This is a genomic window from Gluconobacter sp. NFX36, assembly GCF_049887835.1.
Taxonomy (GTDB): Bacteria; Pseudomonadota; Alphaproteobacteria; order Acetobacterales; family Acetobacteraceae; genus Gluconobacter; species Gluconobacter japonicus_A.
This window is the reverse complement of record NZ_JAGEKJ010000006.1, coordinates 137207-151313: the sequence shown is the minus strand read 5'-3', so window position 1 is coordinate 151313 and position 14107 is coordinate 137207. Positions and strand designations below refer to the sequence as shown.

Here is a 14107-nt window from a genome sequence, read left to right as displayed (position 1 = left end):
AACGCCCAACCCAAGGGGCTGGACGCTATGTCAGACAAAATGATTTAGGGGTTCAGCGACCGAGTTTACGTAGCTTCACGCCCTGCATCAGACGCTTTTCAATCACATGCAGAGACATGCCCTTTGTCTCGGGAACAAACAGAATGGTGAGCAGCAGAAAGAGTGCATTCAATCCCGCGAAGAGCCAGAATGTACCCCCTGTCCCGATGGTATTCATCAAAGACAGGAAGCTCACACCCACCAGAAGATTGGTTATCCAGTTGGTGAAAGTGGACATGGCAATCCCAAAATCCCGACCACCAAGAGGCTGGATTTCAGCACACAGAACCCACATGAGCGGCCCGGCGGACATCGCAAACCCTGCACAGAAGATCATGAGCAGGAAGACCGCCGCAATCTGCGAAGACTGCGTTGTCATGCCCCCCTGGAGCAGAATGGCAAGAACGCCCATTCCAAGTGCCATAACCGTAAACCCTGCGTAGAGGATGGGTTTGCGGCCCCAACGATCCACAAGCCCGACAGCCACGAATGTCGCAAGCATGTTCACGAGACCAATGATGGCCGTACACCACATCTGGGCATGGGCATCAAAATGAGCAGCGGCCAGAATGTTTGGCGCATAGTACATGACGATATTGATACCCGCGAGCTGCTGCATGGCCTGAAGCATGATGCCCAGTGCAACAGAACGGCGGAAATTGCTGTTTGTCCGGAAGAGTTTGAAGCCTTCCTGCTTGGTTTCAAGCTGCTCGCGGATCGCGCGAATTTCTTTGGCGGCTTCCAGCGGATCGTTGCGAAGATCCACAAGAATTTCACGGGCTTCCTTATGACGCCCCTGCATGATCAGCCAGCGTGGGCTGTAGGGCAGGAACAGGACGCCGATCAGGAACAGAACTGCAGGAATACCGGCGACACCAAACATCCAGCGCCAGTTTTCGCTGTAGGAAAAATAGGTGTCCGACAGGAAAGCCACGAAAATGCCGACTGTCACCATGAGCTGGTAAGTCGAAACCATCGCGCCACGAGACTCTTCGCTGGCGATTTCAGACAGATAAAGTGGCGCGGTAAATGCCGAAATACCAACCGCGATTCCCATTATGACGCGGAAAACAATGATGGATGGAATAGACCACCCCATTGCACAGCCCAACGTCCCGACAACGAAGACCGCCGCGCCAAGGATCAGAGAGCGCTTGCGCCCCAAGTGATGGGATAGCCACCCCGCGCCCAGAGCGCCAGCCGCCGCACCAGCCATCATGGAACTGACAACCCATTCAAGGGCCAGCGTGGACGCATGATACTCTTTGCCGATCAGGTCCAGCGCTCCAGCCACAACACCAATATCCAGACCGGACATCAATCCCGCGAGGGCCGCGATCACACCGATGGCAATAATCTTGAAGCGTGTTGCGTCAAAAACGGTCGTCGCACTGTCATCTGTCTGAGGGGGTTCTACGGTCCTGCCCTGATCTGTCATGCTGGTGCACACTCCTTTCCAAAAAAAATGACATCTACCTGTCTGGTGGATGTCAGAACTGTAATCTTTATAACACGATCACACTCAGATCGTGAGGGCAGCCCGGATTTCACCCACCGTCACACCCTGCCAGTTTCGCAGCGTCTGGCTCGCCGTATCCGTCAGGACAGCATGATCCTGAGGCGTCCGGCAGAGTGTCTCGCCACCAAAATGGTGAAGCAGAGCAGACATCGCGACTTCAGCGGCCCTGTTAGCGCCGTCATCCATCTTGATAGCAAAACCCAGACCCTGGTCCGGCAACGCCGCGATCATAACGCCTTCCGCACCCATTTTAATGAACGCACGAGTTTCGAAATTGTTCATGACCGCTGTGTCATATCGTCCCGTCCCCGCGATCATGAACGGATTGGCAGCTACAGCTTCACGCAAACGCTTTATAGCGCCAGCGCGGCCCGTGGAGAGGCCAACCCCACTCCCGAACCGCGCAAACCCATGCGCCAGAACCTTGAGAGAAGCCCTCCCGATCAGCAGTACCGCTTGCCACAAGTTCAATGGCCAGAAGGGACTTGCCGTAGAGCGTGGAAAAAAAGGGCGTTTCCACGTCACCACCGGGCCAGACGACGATACCATCCGCATCCACAACAACAGCACGACCCACTCGTTCAGCCGCTACGAAACAAACAACATCCCGTCTGTGATGTCATTCACTTCACTCTTTTCTGTCAGCCCGATGAAAGCTGTTTCGCGGCCAGCACATAATATGCTTTCCCGCCGTCGCGATGTATCTCCAGCCAGGCCTGGATCAACCTGCGGCGTACGCGGAGGATGCCGATTTCCTGTTCTGGTGGCAATTCCGCAAGCTCATTGACGGCGTCTTTACCTTCGAGAAAAACCAACTGATCTTCAAGAGATAAACCCTGTTCCATCAGGGTCTGCGCGTAAGAGAGGTCCAGAAGGGCATAGAGAAACGCTTCCCCCGAAGCCGGACGAAACCCTATAGCCTCCAGAATGTGAGCATCAGTTTCCTGGACAGACAGATGCGTCTGCGGGGGCTGCCAATCCAACAAATCCGGCTGAACGTTTTCAGGAGAAAGCGTACGATTTCGGCGAGAGGAAAGCGATTTGGCAGCACGCTGCTGCGGAAGGTCAGTGAACGGAAGGGCGGGCGGAGGAGAACGTCGCACGCCCATTACCGTTAGTGCCCGCCGCTAAGAGCAGCTTTCTGGCACCCGGCGCAAACACCTTCAATTTCAACCGTGGCAGCTTCAGCACGGAAGCCAACAGCTTTCGCCGCAAGCATCAAAGCAGGAACAATGCTCTCCTGCTCCAGTTCCCAGGCCCGCCCGCATGATTTGCAAATCAGGAACTGCGCGCGGTGAACACCCCATTCCCCATGATCACAGCCATGATGGCAATCTGTCGCGTGCGAACAGGCAACGAAAGCGCTCAGTCGCTCCAGACGGTGAATCAAACCCTGTTCAAGAAGAAAATCTATCGCACGATAAACCGTAGGCGGAGCAGCGTTCGGATGCGCCGGGCGCAGACGGGCCAGCAGATCGTAGGCCCCGGAAGGCTTTTCTGAAGAGAGGATCAGACCCAGAACCTGACGTCGCGTTTCCGTCAGGCGTTGCCCACGGTGGCGACACCAGTCTCCAGCCCGTTCAAGACGGGCTGTAATGGATGGGGAAAAAGACAGGCTCTCCGCGGGGGAGGTCTCATAAGGCGAATCCGGCATGATCTCTCTTATATGGCATTGAGCGGCAGTTTTTTCGAGAGAGACCGTCCAGAACGACTGGTCAGAGCGCGAAATCCCGGATCAGGGACTGAATGGTTGCAGGATCTGTTTCCACCATGATCTGTCGTCGCAAATGATCGCAGTCTTCCATCTTAAGAGTGCGGATCAGGCGTTTTACGCGCGGCAGAGACGCCGAGTTCATGGAAAAAGACCGAAGGCCAAACCCGATCAGAAGCGCAACAACTCTGGGGTCAGATGCCATTTCTCCACAGACGGAGATAGGTCGATGAGTGCGCAAAGCCGCTTCAGCCGTCGCTTCGATGAGTTGAAGAACGGCAGGGTGAAGAGGGCTGTATCGATCAGCCACCATCGAATCCGCCCGATCAACAGCCAACGTGTACATCGTCAGATCATTGGTGCCGAGCGCCATGAAATCAGCGTGTTGCGCCATTGTGCTTGCCGTCAAAGCGGCTGCCGGTGTTTCCACCATGATCCCGAGTGGGGGCAGCACATCAGGTAGCGGAACCTGTTTGCGCTTGAGGCGGCGCGCCACCTTCTCGTAAATCTCCCGCGCCTCCAGCACTTCATCCGGAGACGTGACCATCGGAAGCAGAATACGGACCGGGCCGATGGCCGTGTTGCCCTCTTCGGGCGCAGCAGCCCTTAAAATCGCAGCGAACTGGGTCTCCAGAACATCGGGAACGCGAAGGAGAAGGCGAATACCCCGTAGACCAAGGGCTGGGTTATCGCCATCCGCCACCTGTTCCGCCAGACCGAGACGGCGCATACACGCACGGCCCTTCTCGCCCCCCCAGTCCAGAACACGGATCGTGACCTGCCGCCCGTCCATGCCTTCGATAATGGAACGGTACGTGGCGGTCTGACCGTCCTCATCAGGCAGATCATCCCGTTCACCAAACAGGAACTCGCTTCGCAACAGGCCAATTCCTCTGGCACCATTACGCAGAAGCATCGGAAGTTCGGCAGGAAGTTCCAGATTGGCGAGAAGTTCGATGGGCTCGCCGCCAAGTAACTGGGCCGGCAACTTCTTCAGACGGCCAAAAGCGCGCTTTTCCTTGGCTTCCTTCTGGGCAGCTTCACGGGCCAGACGCAGTTCGGTCTCGTTCGGGGAGAGTGTAATCGTGCCAAGATGCCCGTCCACGACGAGCATATCGCCCTCATTCACCTGTGCCATCAGATTGGGCACGGCCAGAATCGCAGGAATATCAAGCGCGCGTAACAAAATAGCGGTGTGATCCGCGCCGCCACCGCCCTCGGTTACGACAGCCGCAATCCGCGCCGGATCAATCATGGCAACATCGGCAGGTCGTAACTGTTCAGCAACAAGAACCGAGCCAGGAGGCAGGCTGGAGAATGCCCTGTAAGACACGCCTGTAAGGTTACGGATCAACCGGCGACCGATTTCCTCAAACTCTCCTGCAAGCCTGAAATTGGCATCCTGTTCCTGTGCGCCATGGTCACCCGCCATGGCTTCGGCAGTCCTAAGGACCTGAAGGGCCAGCGCCTCACTGACGTCTGACACGGCCGCTTCGGCACAGAGTCCGTCTTCGTTGATCCGCGCGCGAACCTGACGCGTCAGACGAGACGGACCGAGCATGCGCTCATAAACCGTCAGAAGCGTTGCAATTTCTTCACGCCCCTCTTCCGGCAAACCAACCAGACGATCCCGCATTTTCTCGATCTGGCGAAGAGCACGGGTGATAGCGACATCCAGACGGACAAGCTCAGATTCTGGGCCGATCTTGCTATATCGCTCCGTAATGTCTGGAAGAGGCAGTTCCTCTACACGCCCAGCCGGTCCCAACCCGATAGACTGAGTGATGGCTTTACCATGCAGGGTCGTGGAACTGGGGGAAGTCTTGCGTGAACGGGACGCTCTGGGCCGACCGGGACGGACAGACTGCTCAGTCACGCTCACCAAATCCGTCCGCAATCAGAGCTTCCACAGCGTCGAGCGCCTCAGCAGCCTGTGGGCCGTGTGCATGCAGGGTCACCGTCTCCCCTTCCCCGGCACCCAGCATCATAAGCCCCATGATCGAAAGGGCAGAAACGACATTGCCCCCTCGTTCTACCGTCGTTTCTGCATCAAAGCGCTCTGCTGTCGTGACCAGTTTGGCTGCGGCACGAGCATGGAGGCCCAGCCGATTAACGATGGTCAGGGTACGGGGGGCAAGGGCTGTTTCGCTCATCAGGGGACCGGCATGACACAGGGGCGCGGCCCCCCGTGAAGACAGGGATCAGGAAGCTGGGACGCAACCGCGATATATTTGCGCCCGGCCATCGTTGCTTTTTCAATGCAGCTTTCAAGATCCAGCCCCGCGCGCGTTTTCGCGAGCTTGACCAGCATAGGTACATTCACGCCAGAAACGATTTCGACGTGTCCCGGTTTCCGAAGGGACAGCGCCAGATTGGACGGTGAACTTCCGAAAATATCCGTCAGAACAAGAACACCATCGCCCGTGTCCAGCTGATGCAACAGCCTGTCTGCTTCAGGGTGCAGAAGAGCCGGATCATCATCGTCGCCAACACCCACGATTCCAATCTGGGCTTGTGGCCCCACGACATGCACCATGGTTTCAAGCAGGACTTCGCCCAGCCTGCCATGCGTGACCAGCATCAGTCCGATCATGCAGATTTATCCTGCCCGGACAGATTATGCGGCGGAACGGCCCAACGCCATGAGGAGAGACCTTTCCGGGCCAACTCACGATGCAGCACCATCATCGGGCCAACAGGTGCCGTTTTTGGAAGCAGGCGCGCCAGTTCCTCAATGATGGTGACGGAACGATGACGCCCACCGCTGCATCCCACAGCGATGGTGGCATATTTCTTACCTTCTTCGACAAAGCGCGGAAGCACGAGATCGAGAAGACCATGCACGTGATCAAAGAAGGCCGGATAAGCCGGGTCCTGCTTGACGTGCTGCACGACAGCCTGATCAAGGCCCGTCATGGGCTGAAGGGTTGGATCGTAATGAGGATTCCGCAGGAAGCGTGCGTCAAACACCATGTCCGCTTCTCTAGGCAGGCCAGATGGATAAGCGAAAGACATCAAGGCCACCGTCAACCCATCTTCTGCGCTACTGCCAAAGCGCGTCTCAATTAGTTGCCGCAGTTCAGGCGCTGGCAGGTCAGACGTATCGATGACGAAATCCGCATGAGCCCGCAGAGGCGCCAGAAGCCGGGTTTCCTGCTCAATTCCGGGCAGAATCGTACCACTGGTCACAAGGGGATGGCGGCGGCGTGTCGCTGTAAAGCGCCGCAGAAGGATTTCCGGCTCTGCCGTGGCATAGAGAAGCTGGACCTGACTGCCAGGCAAAGCTTTCAGCCGGTCCATTTCCTCCAGCACCCGGGACGCTTCGAACCCGCGACTGCGAACATCAATTCCAATCGCAAGACGTGACCCACCCCGTGCGGCCAGAGCTTCGAGAAGATGCAAAGGCGGATTGTCCACGACTTCGTGGCCGAGATCTTCAAGCACTCGTAGAATGGATGATTTTCCGGCACCGGAAAGCCCTGTAACAATCAGGATCTGCCTGGAACCAGGACCATATCCTGCCGAAAGTTCGGACTCGGGAATATTCGCCGGTGTCATGTGCCCTACTCTAGCCCTTTTTCAGATCATAAGGAACTATTTCGCCACTTCAGAGTCCCGACATTTCCTCACCTGCTCCAACATGCCATTCATACTCACCGCAGCAGGCTTTGAAGGCGGCAATAATTCGGCAGGAATCCCCCGGAAAACTCCCATTCAGACGCAGGACAACCACACCTGTCCGGGTCTCTCGTTCCGGTACCGGCAAACGGACTCCCTCCTCCCCCAGAAAGACCTTCAGGATCACTCGCGCATTCGTGACAAAAGATGTCCTGAGAATTCCCACTCCCCGTACCTCCAACAATCCCGCCAACTGAGGCGGAGGACTGGCATAGATGCCTCTCATTATGACGCGATCATCTGCCACAAGAGAGAAACCTGCCTCAATCAACTGCAGAGCCAGAATCGATTTACCTGTCCCGGACACCCCACAAAGCAGAATGGCTTTTCCGTTTCGGGCAACACAGGACGCGTAAATATTTTCGCCATCAGGAAACCGTTGCCGAGATGACACGGATTGCGACCCTCCCAAGTCCGGTTTAGAAGACTGGGGAACGGACTGCGCTGCATCGCCGCCAGCGCCTTTGTCCGGAGAGGAATTTGGAACCTCTGACGACAGATCGGGAATACGGATCATATGGGCGAACTTTCCAGACACGAGACCGTCACTGTCTATGGTGACGAAGTGACATGCACGGATTTTAATGGCCTCGGGCCAGCAGGCGAGCGTCCTCAACGTCTTTCGGAAGAATGCCAGGCCGCGCTAGACGCTATTTCCGAAGAACTGGCCAAGCATAATCTGACACTGGATCAGACACGGCACATCGCCGCCATGCTTCGGGAAGGTGATGGTTTCAGCCAATGCCAAAGCACTCTTGGAGAAGCGCTTGCTGCAGCTCGTCCCACACTCACACTACGGATTGTGCAAGGTTTTCCAGACGCCAACCAGCGCATCGCGTTAAGCCTGATTGCCAGTCTCTCCCCATAACGATAATTTTCACCACAAACTGTTAAAATTGACCACTTTTACAGCTTTGATCTCGAATTAAGGTTTTTTGCCGGAAAAAATTTCCAGAAAACTAAGTTTGGCACGCCTTCTGCATACAGATGTGCAGGCGACATGATCGCCGCATCTTTCTGCATCGAAAGGCCTCCACCATGCTTCGCACGTCTTTTCCCGTTCGCATCCTTTTCCTGGCCGCACTCACGCTTGCACCAGTATCCCAAAGCGTTGCAGCTCCCCTGCTACTTACAGGTATTCCCCTGACCTCAAGTCAGCAGGTTGATGTGAAGAACATTGATCTGACGAATGAAGAGGACTGGAGGCAAGCGCAGAGTCGCATTGAAGATGCAGCTCAGACGGTCTGTTCCGTCACCAACCCCATGGACATGACAACGCTGGATGATATTTCGAACTGCGTTCAGTCCGCCAAAGACAACGCTCTAGCAGATCTGCGCGACATTCGGGCCAGTCAGCGTCGGGATCATCGGGTCGGTCATGTCCTGCTTGCAGCACGACCTGTTGCGTCTCCTCATGGTTAAGGATTGCCTCTCGCCCCTCTGCATTCTGACACTGGCCATACCCTTTGCCTCTACGCTTCTGTTTCAGGACGTCGGAGGCAAACAGGAAGCCAGCATAACAGTCAGTGGATTTGAAACGCGACACAGGATGCCGCAGCTTCGTTCACTGACCTCGTCAGGCTGCCCGGGGAAGCCGAACGACAAAGCAGGCGCCAGAGACTGCACCCGAAGCATCGAGAATGTTTTCAGCGAACAGACTCCCGCGCAGCGCGTGAATAATCTGACGGCTAATAGCCAGGCCCAACCCGGAATGCTGCCCGAAATGCTCAGTCTGCGGCCGCTCTGAATAGAAACGGTCGAAGATGCTTTCGAGCTTTCCGGGTGGAATTCCGGGCCCTTGGTCACTGATGGTGATTTCCACCACACTCCCTGTCCCAGGGCCATTCCCCGCAATATCCCGGGCACTGGCATGCAGGGCAATCACGCCATGTGGCGGCGAAAACGACACCGCATTCCCAATCAGATTCCGCAGAACCTGAACCAGTCGGTCTTCCACGGCAAAAGCGCGCAGCGGCGGTTCCTGATCACGCACATCCAGACGCAGGATCGGCGCATCTTCCTTGCGTGTTGTCTGATGCATTTCTGCAAGAATGGACAGAAGTGCGACCACAGAGACAGGCTCGGGCCGAACGCGCGACAATTCAGCATCAATACGACTGGCATCCGAAATATCGGTAATCAGTCGGTCAAGCCGCTTCACGTCACTGTTGATGATTCCCAGCAGCCGGTCACGTCGTTCCGGGATGGCGATTCTTGGAAGCGTTTCAATGGCAGACCGGATCGACGACAGCGGATTCTTGATCTCATGACTCACATCTGCAGCGAACCGCTCGATATCATCCATACGCGCCCAGAGCGCGAGCGCACTTCCTCGCAGGGAGCGTGCCAGAACACCAATTTCGTCCCGCCGCGCCAGAAGACGCTCTGGGACCAGATCCTTACGCCCGTCCGATTCCCGCATTTCATGCGAAGCCCGGGCAAGTGTCAGCAATGGTCGCGCGATCGTCAGGGACAGATACCAGGACAGCAGAATGGTAACGACAAGCGCAGCCAGCACCAGCGACAGAATGGAAGAGCGCACAGCAAAGAGCGAACGGTCCACTTCCGGAGCATGACGGGTAAGTTGGATTTCCCCGACCGTCAGACCTTCATGCACCACAGGCTCCACAACCGTGACCACAAGCTGATGATCTTTGGTGCGGCGGATAAAGGGCGGAAGTTCCGACTGAGCCCGCAAAGGCTGCGCATCATGTGGGCCATCGGTTGCTGAATCCGGCGTATCCAGCGTAACGATCCCCTCGCTGGACGTCAGCGGCAGCAGGGACAGGAGCCAGTCGTAAAATGTTTCCAGTGCATTGTTGCGCGGAGGTTCCCAGGGAACCCCATCCGTTGCCGCATCCGGAGCAATCGCTTTCGGCGGGTGCCGGGGCTCCGTCCTGCTATCCGCCACCAGCTTTCCATCTGGATCGAACAGCAGCGCATGGGCATTCGGACTGGGCTCGGTCAGACGCGCCAGCAACGGACGGGCCTGCGAGGGGTCCAGCACGAACTCTCCGCCCGGAGCGGGCTTTCCAGCAACTTTGGGTGCAGGAATGACGGCGGACTGTCCCACAGCGGCGGCGTAGATATGCGCCTGCTCACGCAGGGCGTTAACGTCCGTCTCCAGCAGGCTATTCTGAAACTGGTCAAGAAACAGAAGCGTCACTGCCAGAAGCGCCAGCGGCAGAATGTTCAGAAGAAGGATACGCCCCAGCAACGGAGAGGCAAGTTTCCGCCGTGGATCCGGCGGATCCTTCCGGCTGAACAATCTGCGCAGGGAGAACAGAATCCCACGCCGTGCCGCAGCGGCATGACGGCGGTCACGCCCCTGTTCAAGGCGATCCGAATCAAAATCATATTCCAGTACGGAAGACGGATCGGCCTTAGGCACGCAGCTTTTCTTTCTGGAAAAAAGTCATGCTGCGTCACTCATCCCGATAACGGTATCCGATACCATACAGCGTTTCGATCTGATTGAAGCTGTCATCGACCTGACGAAACTTCTTGCGAACACGCTTGATGTGGCTGTCGATCGTCCGGTCATCAACGTAGATGTTGTCTCCATAAGCCGCATCAATGAGTTGATCGCGGGACTTCACCATTCCGGGCCGCATGGCCAGAGCCTTGACCAGAAGAAACTCCGTGACCGTCAGGGCAATATCCTGTCCGCCCCAAAGGCACTGGTGCCGGGTTTCATCAAGTGAAAGCTGCCCCCGCACAATGGCCGACCCTGTTGCCGTCACGCCGGAAGCTTCAGCCCGGCTTGCATCCTGACGGCGCAGCAGGGCGCGAATACGCTCGATGAGCAGCCGCTGGGAGAACGGTTTGGTGATATAATCATCCGCGCCAAGGCGCAGGCCCATGAGCTGGTCCAGCTCTTCGTCTTTCGACGTCAGGAAAATGACAGGCAGGTTGGAGCGGGCACGGAGACGCTGAAGAAGCTCCATACCGTCCATACGCGGCATCTTCACATCCAGCACAGCCAGGCTGACCGGGCGACTGATAATTCCCTGAAGGGCACTTTCACCATCGGTATAGGTGTGAACAGTGAAGCCTTCGGATTCGAGGGTCATCTGAACGGAAGCAAGAATGTTCCGGTCATCATCCACCAGCGCAATAATCGGTGTCGTAGCAACGCCAGATGGCGGTTGGCTACTGGCCGGCTGGGGCGCGTAAGGCGTGTGTGGCGTCTCCATAGGGGGTCCGTCTGCTGAAATCTGATGACAGGATTATCTATAACGCATGGCGCACCATGGCAGAAAATAGGCATTTCAATGACATCGTACCACGTTGCAACCCTTGTCTTTGAGACAATCCGCGTTATCTCCTGAAAGAGAACGGGGCCAAAGGATGGCCCGTCCCACAAGATAAGGTCGTGACATGCCAGACCAGAAGACTACGCCGGAAACCGTGAACGACGCGCCTGAGCAGGGCGTCGAGACACCCGGCATGAATGAAACCGGCGGCGAAACGCTGGAAGACACCACCCCGGAAGCCCGTATCGAGGCTCTTGAAGCGGAAGTTGCGGAATACAAGGATCGCTGGGTCCGTTCCGAAGCGGAAAACCAGAATATCCGCGCCCGCGCCAAGCGGGACGTGGAAGACGCACGTCAGTACGCGATTCAGAAATTTGCGAAGGATGTGGTGGAAGCCGCTGAAAATCTTCAGCGCGGCCTCGCCTCTCTCCCTGCAAAGACCGAAGGCGAAGAGACGCTCATCACCAAACTGCGTGAAGGAATTGAAGGCACCGAGCGATCCTTCATCAACATTCTGGAACGCCACGGCATCACCTGCGAAGATCCGACAGGCAAGCCGTTCGACGCGAATCTGCATCAGGCGATGGCTGAGCAGCCGTCCGACCAGCACAGCCCGGGTCATGTCATGCAGTCCTGGACGCCGGCATGGCTTCTCAAGGGCCGCCTTCTGAAGCCGGCCATGGTCGTCGTCGCCAAGGGAACGCCGGAAGCCGATGCGGCCAAGGCCTCTCCGGGGCTCGACACCACGGCCTGATAGGCAGACCCAATCCTGATACAAACAGGATTTCTTTTGCGGAACGTCAGCTCTGGGAGTTGGCGTTCCGTCAGACCCTGCTAGAAATCAGGGTATGAGTCGTATTCTCGTCATCAAGCTCGGCGCTCTGGGCGATTTCGTTCAGGCTTTTGGAGCCTTCTCTTCCATTCGGGCTGCGTTCCCGGATGATCACATCACGTTGCTGACCACACCGCCTTTTGTGGATTTTGCCAAAGCGGCACCGTGGTTTGACGAAGTCACGACAGACCAGCGCCCTTCCCTAAAACACCCTATCGCGTTGTTCCGGCTCTCCCGGACACTGCGGGGATTTGATCGTATTTTCGATCTTCAGACATCTGGCCGCTCAAAAACCTATTTCCGGCTGGCAGGTCGCCCAAGAAACTGGTCCGGGATTTCCAGTGGCTGTTGCCACCCCCACGCCAATCCTTCCCGCAACGACATGCACACGCTCGCCCGTCTGGATGATCAGCTTCGTGCCGCTGGTGTGCCGCCACTCCCACGCATCGTCCCGGAATGGCTGCAAGGTCATGGACCGAAGATTCAAGGACGGTACGGTGTTTTGGTGCCTGGGACGGCCCCGCATCGTCCTCAGAAACGCTGGCCTGTCACACGGTTCGCCGAAGTAGCCCAAGCCCTGTTTCAGCGCGGGATCACACCCATTATTGCGGGAAGCGCGGCGGAGACACCTCTGGCCGAGCAAATCCGAACCGTTTGCCCACAGGCCATAGATCTGACGGGAAAAACCAGTCTGATCGAGTTAGCTGGCGTACTGGACCGTGCCGAACAGGTCATTGGCAACGACACCGGCCCGATGCATCTGGCCGCCGCCATGGACCGACCGGTCATCGCCCTGTTCTCGCAGGATAGCGACCCCCGTCTGACAGCTCCGCTGACCCTGACCCCAGGGCGCACAACCATTCTGGACGTTCCGGATCTGGCGTTGTTGCCCGCTTCTAGGATAGAGGCCTTCCTCCCGGCATGACCGTCATCCGTTGCATCACGATGCAGAAGAATGAGGCTACGCTTCTTGAGCCGTGGATTCTCTGGCATGGGGCCATTTTCGGCCTTTCCAATCTGACCGTGATCGACAACGGCTCGACGGACCCGCACGTCAAGGCCGTGCAGAAGCGCTACGAAGCGCAGGGCGTTCAGATTATCCGCAAGTACCGGTCTCACAGGGATTTCCTGCGGAAAGGAGATATCTTCGCGGACGTTACTCGTGGATGGGATGCAGACAATGCCTGCGATTTCGCCCTTCCTATGGATTGCGACGAGTTTCTCGCATTCTTTCTGGACCGGCTATCCGTCGATCCAGCAGAAATCAGGGCACAGTTCGAACTTCTGAAAGACGAGCAGGCCACGCTGATTACAGACCGGCTGCTCCTGAATGTGCCGGACGCACCTGGCTATTACCGCCCGCAATCCGTACCGCGCGCCCTGTTCAGAGCCCATACGATTGTCGGGCTGGACCGCGGACTTCATGCGCCGCAAACCATTTATCCTGAACGCTGCGTCCGCACGCCCTTTGTGCATATTCATCTGCACAACCGACCGGATTATGAAGAGATCCGCCGCTTCGCACGACAAAAACTCTCCCATATCGCTGGCGCCATTCCTGGCGAGAAACCAAAAGCAGGCCAGATCACGCCACAAAACCCGCAGGAAGGGTATCATCTCCGGTATTATTTTCAGGCAAGTCGGAAAGATTTTCTCCGGAGCTATCTGCACACACCCGATATCTACGCACCTGCCATCGCACAGCATTTCCGCGCTCTGGGTATAGATCCCGCTCCCCTTCTGGGCGATGCTCCGGCTCCACAGTTTCCAGTCCATATTCCACAGAATTTTTTAGCGCACCGCCGGATTGAAGATGGATCACAGCACGAATACGTTCTGTTTGATCCGCTGTTTTACGCTCATGAAAACGCGGATGTGGTGAAGGATGCGTTCTACGGCATCTGGCCCCTGATCCATTATATGGACGCTGGATGGCGCGAGGGCCGCCTTCCAAATGGGGCCGGACTGGCGCCTTTTACCCTCCAGACAGCCACAACCGACCGATAAATCCGACTTCCCACCGGTGCAGGGCTTGCAGCCCATACCGGATTGAGGCCATTTACGCGTGTCTT

Annotated in this window: 17 protein-coding genes; 5 read left to right on the top strand and 12 right to left on the bottom strand. The window is 56.9% G+C overall.

Annotated features, from left to right (window positions below):
• Positions 1 to 52 precede the first annotated feature (52 nt).
• From J4P41_RS08265 to J4P41_RS08220, 10 genes are all read right to left on the bottom strand, one after another.
• Complete coding sequence (locus J4P41_RS08265) at positions 53 to 1477, bottom strand: sugar porter family MFS transporter (RefSeq protein ID WP_426066740.1); 1425 nt, start codon at positions 1475 to 1477, stop codon at positions 53 to 55.
• An 84-nt stretch (positions 1478 to 1561) separates the two neighbouring features.
• Positions 1562 to 1978: an asparaginase gene (locus tag J4P41_RS08260; RefSeq protein WP_426066789.1), complete on the bottom strand. Its 417-nt coding sequence runs from the start codon at positions 1976 to 1978 to the stop codon at positions 1562 to 1564.
• Positions 1899 to 2135, bottom strand: a complete 237-nt coding sequence (locus J4P41_RS08255) for a hypothetical protein (protein ID WP_426066795.1) — start codon at positions 2133 to 2135, stop codon at positions 1899 to 1901. Before J4P41_RS08255 ends, J4P41_RS08260 begins: the two co-directional genes overlap by 80 nt.
• Positions 2136 to 2199: 64 nt before the next feature.
• Positions 2200 to 2667 carry a hypothetical protein gene (locus J4P41_RS08250; protein ID WP_426066739.1) on the bottom strand — a complete coding sequence of 156 codons (468 nt, stop codon included), beginning with the start codon at positions 2665 to 2667 and terminating at the stop codon, positions 2200 to 2202.
• A 5-nt stretch (positions 2668 to 2672) separates the two neighbouring features.
• The gene (locus J4P41_RS08245; RefSeq protein ID WP_426066738.1) at positions 2673 to 3212 is read right to left on the bottom strand and encodes a Fur family transcriptional regulator; all 540 of its coding nucleotides are present in this window, start codon (positions 3210 to 3212) and stop codon (positions 2673 to 2675) included.
• 61 nt (positions 3213 to 3273) lie between these two features.
• Positions 3274 to 5145: a phosphoenolpyruvate--protein phosphotransferase gene (ptsP, locus tag J4P41_RS08240; protein WP_426066737.1), complete on the bottom strand. Its 1872-nt coding sequence runs from the start codon at positions 5143 to 5145 to the stop codon at positions 3274 to 3276.
• A complete protein-coding gene (locus J4P41_RS08235) occupies positions 5138 to 5422 on the bottom strand; it encodes an HPr family phosphocarrier protein (protein ID WP_010503495.1) in 285 nt (94 codons plus the stop codon). Before J4P41_RS08235 ends, ptsP begins: the two co-directional genes overlap by 8 nt.
• The gene (locus tag J4P41_RS08230) at positions 5422 to 5862 is read right to left on the bottom strand and encodes a PTS sugar transporter subunit IIA (RefSeq protein ID WP_426066736.1); all 441 of its coding nucleotides are present in this window, start codon (positions 5860 to 5862) and stop codon (positions 5422 to 5424) included. The genes J4P41_RS08235 and J4P41_RS08230 overlap by 1 nt, the downstream gene beginning before the upstream one ends.
• Positions 5859 to 6827 (bottom strand): RNase adapter RapZ, encoded by a 969-nt coding sequence (gene rapZ / locus J4P41_RS08225; protein WP_426066735.1) that lies wholly within the window; start codon positions 6825 to 6827, stop codon positions 5859 to 5861. The genes J4P41_RS08230 and rapZ overlap by 4 nt, the downstream gene beginning before the upstream one ends.
• 49 nt (positions 6828 to 6876) lie before the next feature.
• Positions 6877 to 7464, bottom strand: a complete 588-nt coding sequence (locus J4P41_RS08220) for an HPr kinase/phosphorylase (protein WP_426066734.1) — start codon at positions 7462 to 7464, stop codon at positions 6877 to 6879.
• Here J4P41_RS08220 and J4P41_RS08215 point away from each other — a divergent pair, their 5' ends adjacent.
• Entirely contained in the window at positions 7465 to 7815 is a 351-nt protein-coding gene (locus J4P41_RS08215) for an endoribonuclease L-PSP (protein ID WP_426066733.1), read from the top strand.
• A gap of 170 nt (positions 7816 to 7985) precedes the next feature.
• Positions 7986 to 8369 carry a UrcA family protein gene (locus J4P41_RS08210; RefSeq protein ID WP_426066732.1) on the top strand — a complete coding sequence of 128 codons (384 nt, stop codon included), beginning with the start codon at positions 7986 to 7988 and terminating at the stop codon, positions 8367 to 8369.
• Between the two features lie 154 nt (positions 8370 to 8523).
• On the opposite strand, the gene J4P41_RS08205 is transcribed toward J4P41_RS08210, so the two are convergent.
• Both J4P41_RS08205 and J4P41_RS08200 read right to left on the bottom strand, forming a co-directional pair.
• Entirely contained in the window at positions 8524 to 10338 is a 1815-nt protein-coding gene (locus J4P41_RS08205; RefSeq protein ID WP_426066731.1) for a stimulus-sensing domain-containing protein, read from the bottom strand.
• Positions 10339 to 10372: 34 nt separating this feature from the next.
• Complete coding sequence (locus tag J4P41_RS08200; protein WP_023944006.1) at positions 10373 to 11143, bottom strand: response regulator transcription factor; 771 nt, start codon at positions 11141 to 11143, stop codon at positions 10373 to 10375.
• A 184-nt stretch (positions 11144 to 11327) separates the two neighbouring features.
• Here J4P41_RS08200 and J4P41_RS08195 point away from each other — a divergent pair, with 184 nt between their 5' ends.
• The 3 genes from J4P41_RS08195 (at position 11328) to J4P41_RS08185 (ending at position 14042) form a co-directional block, all read left to right on the top strand.
• Positions 11328 to 11957, top strand: coding sequence for a nucleotide exchange factor GrpE (locus tag J4P41_RS08195; RefSeq protein ID WP_010503482.1), 630 nt, complete (start codon positions 11328 to 11330; stop codon positions 11955 to 11957).
• A gap of 94 nt (positions 11958 to 12051) precedes the next feature.
• Positions 12052 to 12960 carry a glycosyltransferase family 9 protein gene (locus J4P41_RS08190; protein ID WP_426066730.1) on the top strand — a complete coding sequence of 303 codons (909 nt, stop codon included), beginning with the start codon at positions 12052 to 12054 and terminating at the stop codon, positions 12958 to 12960.
• On the top strand, positions 12957 to 14042 hold the full coding sequence (locus J4P41_RS08185) for a glycosyltransferase family 2 protein (protein WP_426066729.1): 1086 nt from the start codon (positions 12957 to 12959) through the stop codon (positions 14040 to 14042). Before J4P41_RS08190 ends, J4P41_RS08185 begins: the two co-directional genes overlap by 4 nt.
• Positions 14043 to 14107 lie beyond the last annotated feature (65 nt).

Excerpts from the sequence above, each read along its gene's own strand:
- J4P41_RS08200 (WP_023944006.1), bottom strand. The coding sequence starts at position 11,143 with ATGGAGACGCCACACACGCCTTACGCGCCCCAGCCGGCCAGTAGCCAA.
- J4P41_RS08185 (WP_426066729.1), top strand. The coding sequence starts at position 12,957 with ATGACCGTCATCCGTTGCATCACGATGCAGAAGAATGAGGCTACGCTT.
- J4P41_RS08210 (WP_426066732.1), top strand. The coding sequence starts at position 7,986 with ATGCTTCGCACGTCTTTTCCCGTTCGCATCCTTTTCCTGGCCGCACTC.
- J4P41_RS08230 (WP_426066736.1), bottom strand. The coding sequence starts at position 5,862 with ATGATCGGACTGATGCTGGTCACGCATGGCAGGCTGGGCGAAGTCCTG.
- J4P41_RS08195 (WP_010503482.1), top strand. The coding sequence starts at position 11,328 with ATGCCAGACCAGAAGACTACGCCGGAAACCGTGAACGACGCGCCTGAG.
- J4P41_RS08265 (WP_426066740.1), bottom strand. The coding sequence starts at position 1,477 with ATGACAGATCAGGGCAGGACCGTAGAACCCCCTCAGACAGATGACAGT.
- J4P41_RS08190 (WP_426066730.1), top strand. The coding sequence starts at position 12,052 with ATGAGTCGTATTCTCGTCATCAAGCTCGGCGCTCTGGGCGATTTCGTT.
- rapZ (WP_426066735.1), bottom strand. The coding sequence starts at position 6,827 with ATGACACCGGCGAATATTCCCGAGTCCGAACTTTCGGCAGGATATGGT.
- J4P41_RS08235 (WP_010503495.1), bottom strand. The coding sequence starts at position 5,422 with ATGAGCGAAACAGCCCTTGCCCCCCGTACCCTGACCATCGTTAATCGG.
- J4P41_RS08215 (WP_426066733.1), top strand. The coding sequence starts at position 7,465 with ATGGGCGAACTTTCCAGACACGAGACCGTCACTGTCTATGGTGACGAA.
- J4P41_RS08220 (WP_426066734.1), bottom strand. The coding sequence starts at position 7,464 with ATGATCCGTATTCCCGATCTGTCGTCAGAGGTTCCAAATTCCTCTCCG.
- J4P41_RS08250 (WP_426066739.1), bottom strand. The coding sequence starts at position 2,667 with ATGGGCGTGCGACGTTCTCCTCCGCCCGCCCTTCCGTTCACTGACCTT.
- J4P41_RS08245 (WP_426066738.1), bottom strand. The coding sequence starts at position 3,212 with ATGCCGGATTCGCCTTATGAGACCTCCCCCGCGGAGAGCCTGTCTTTT.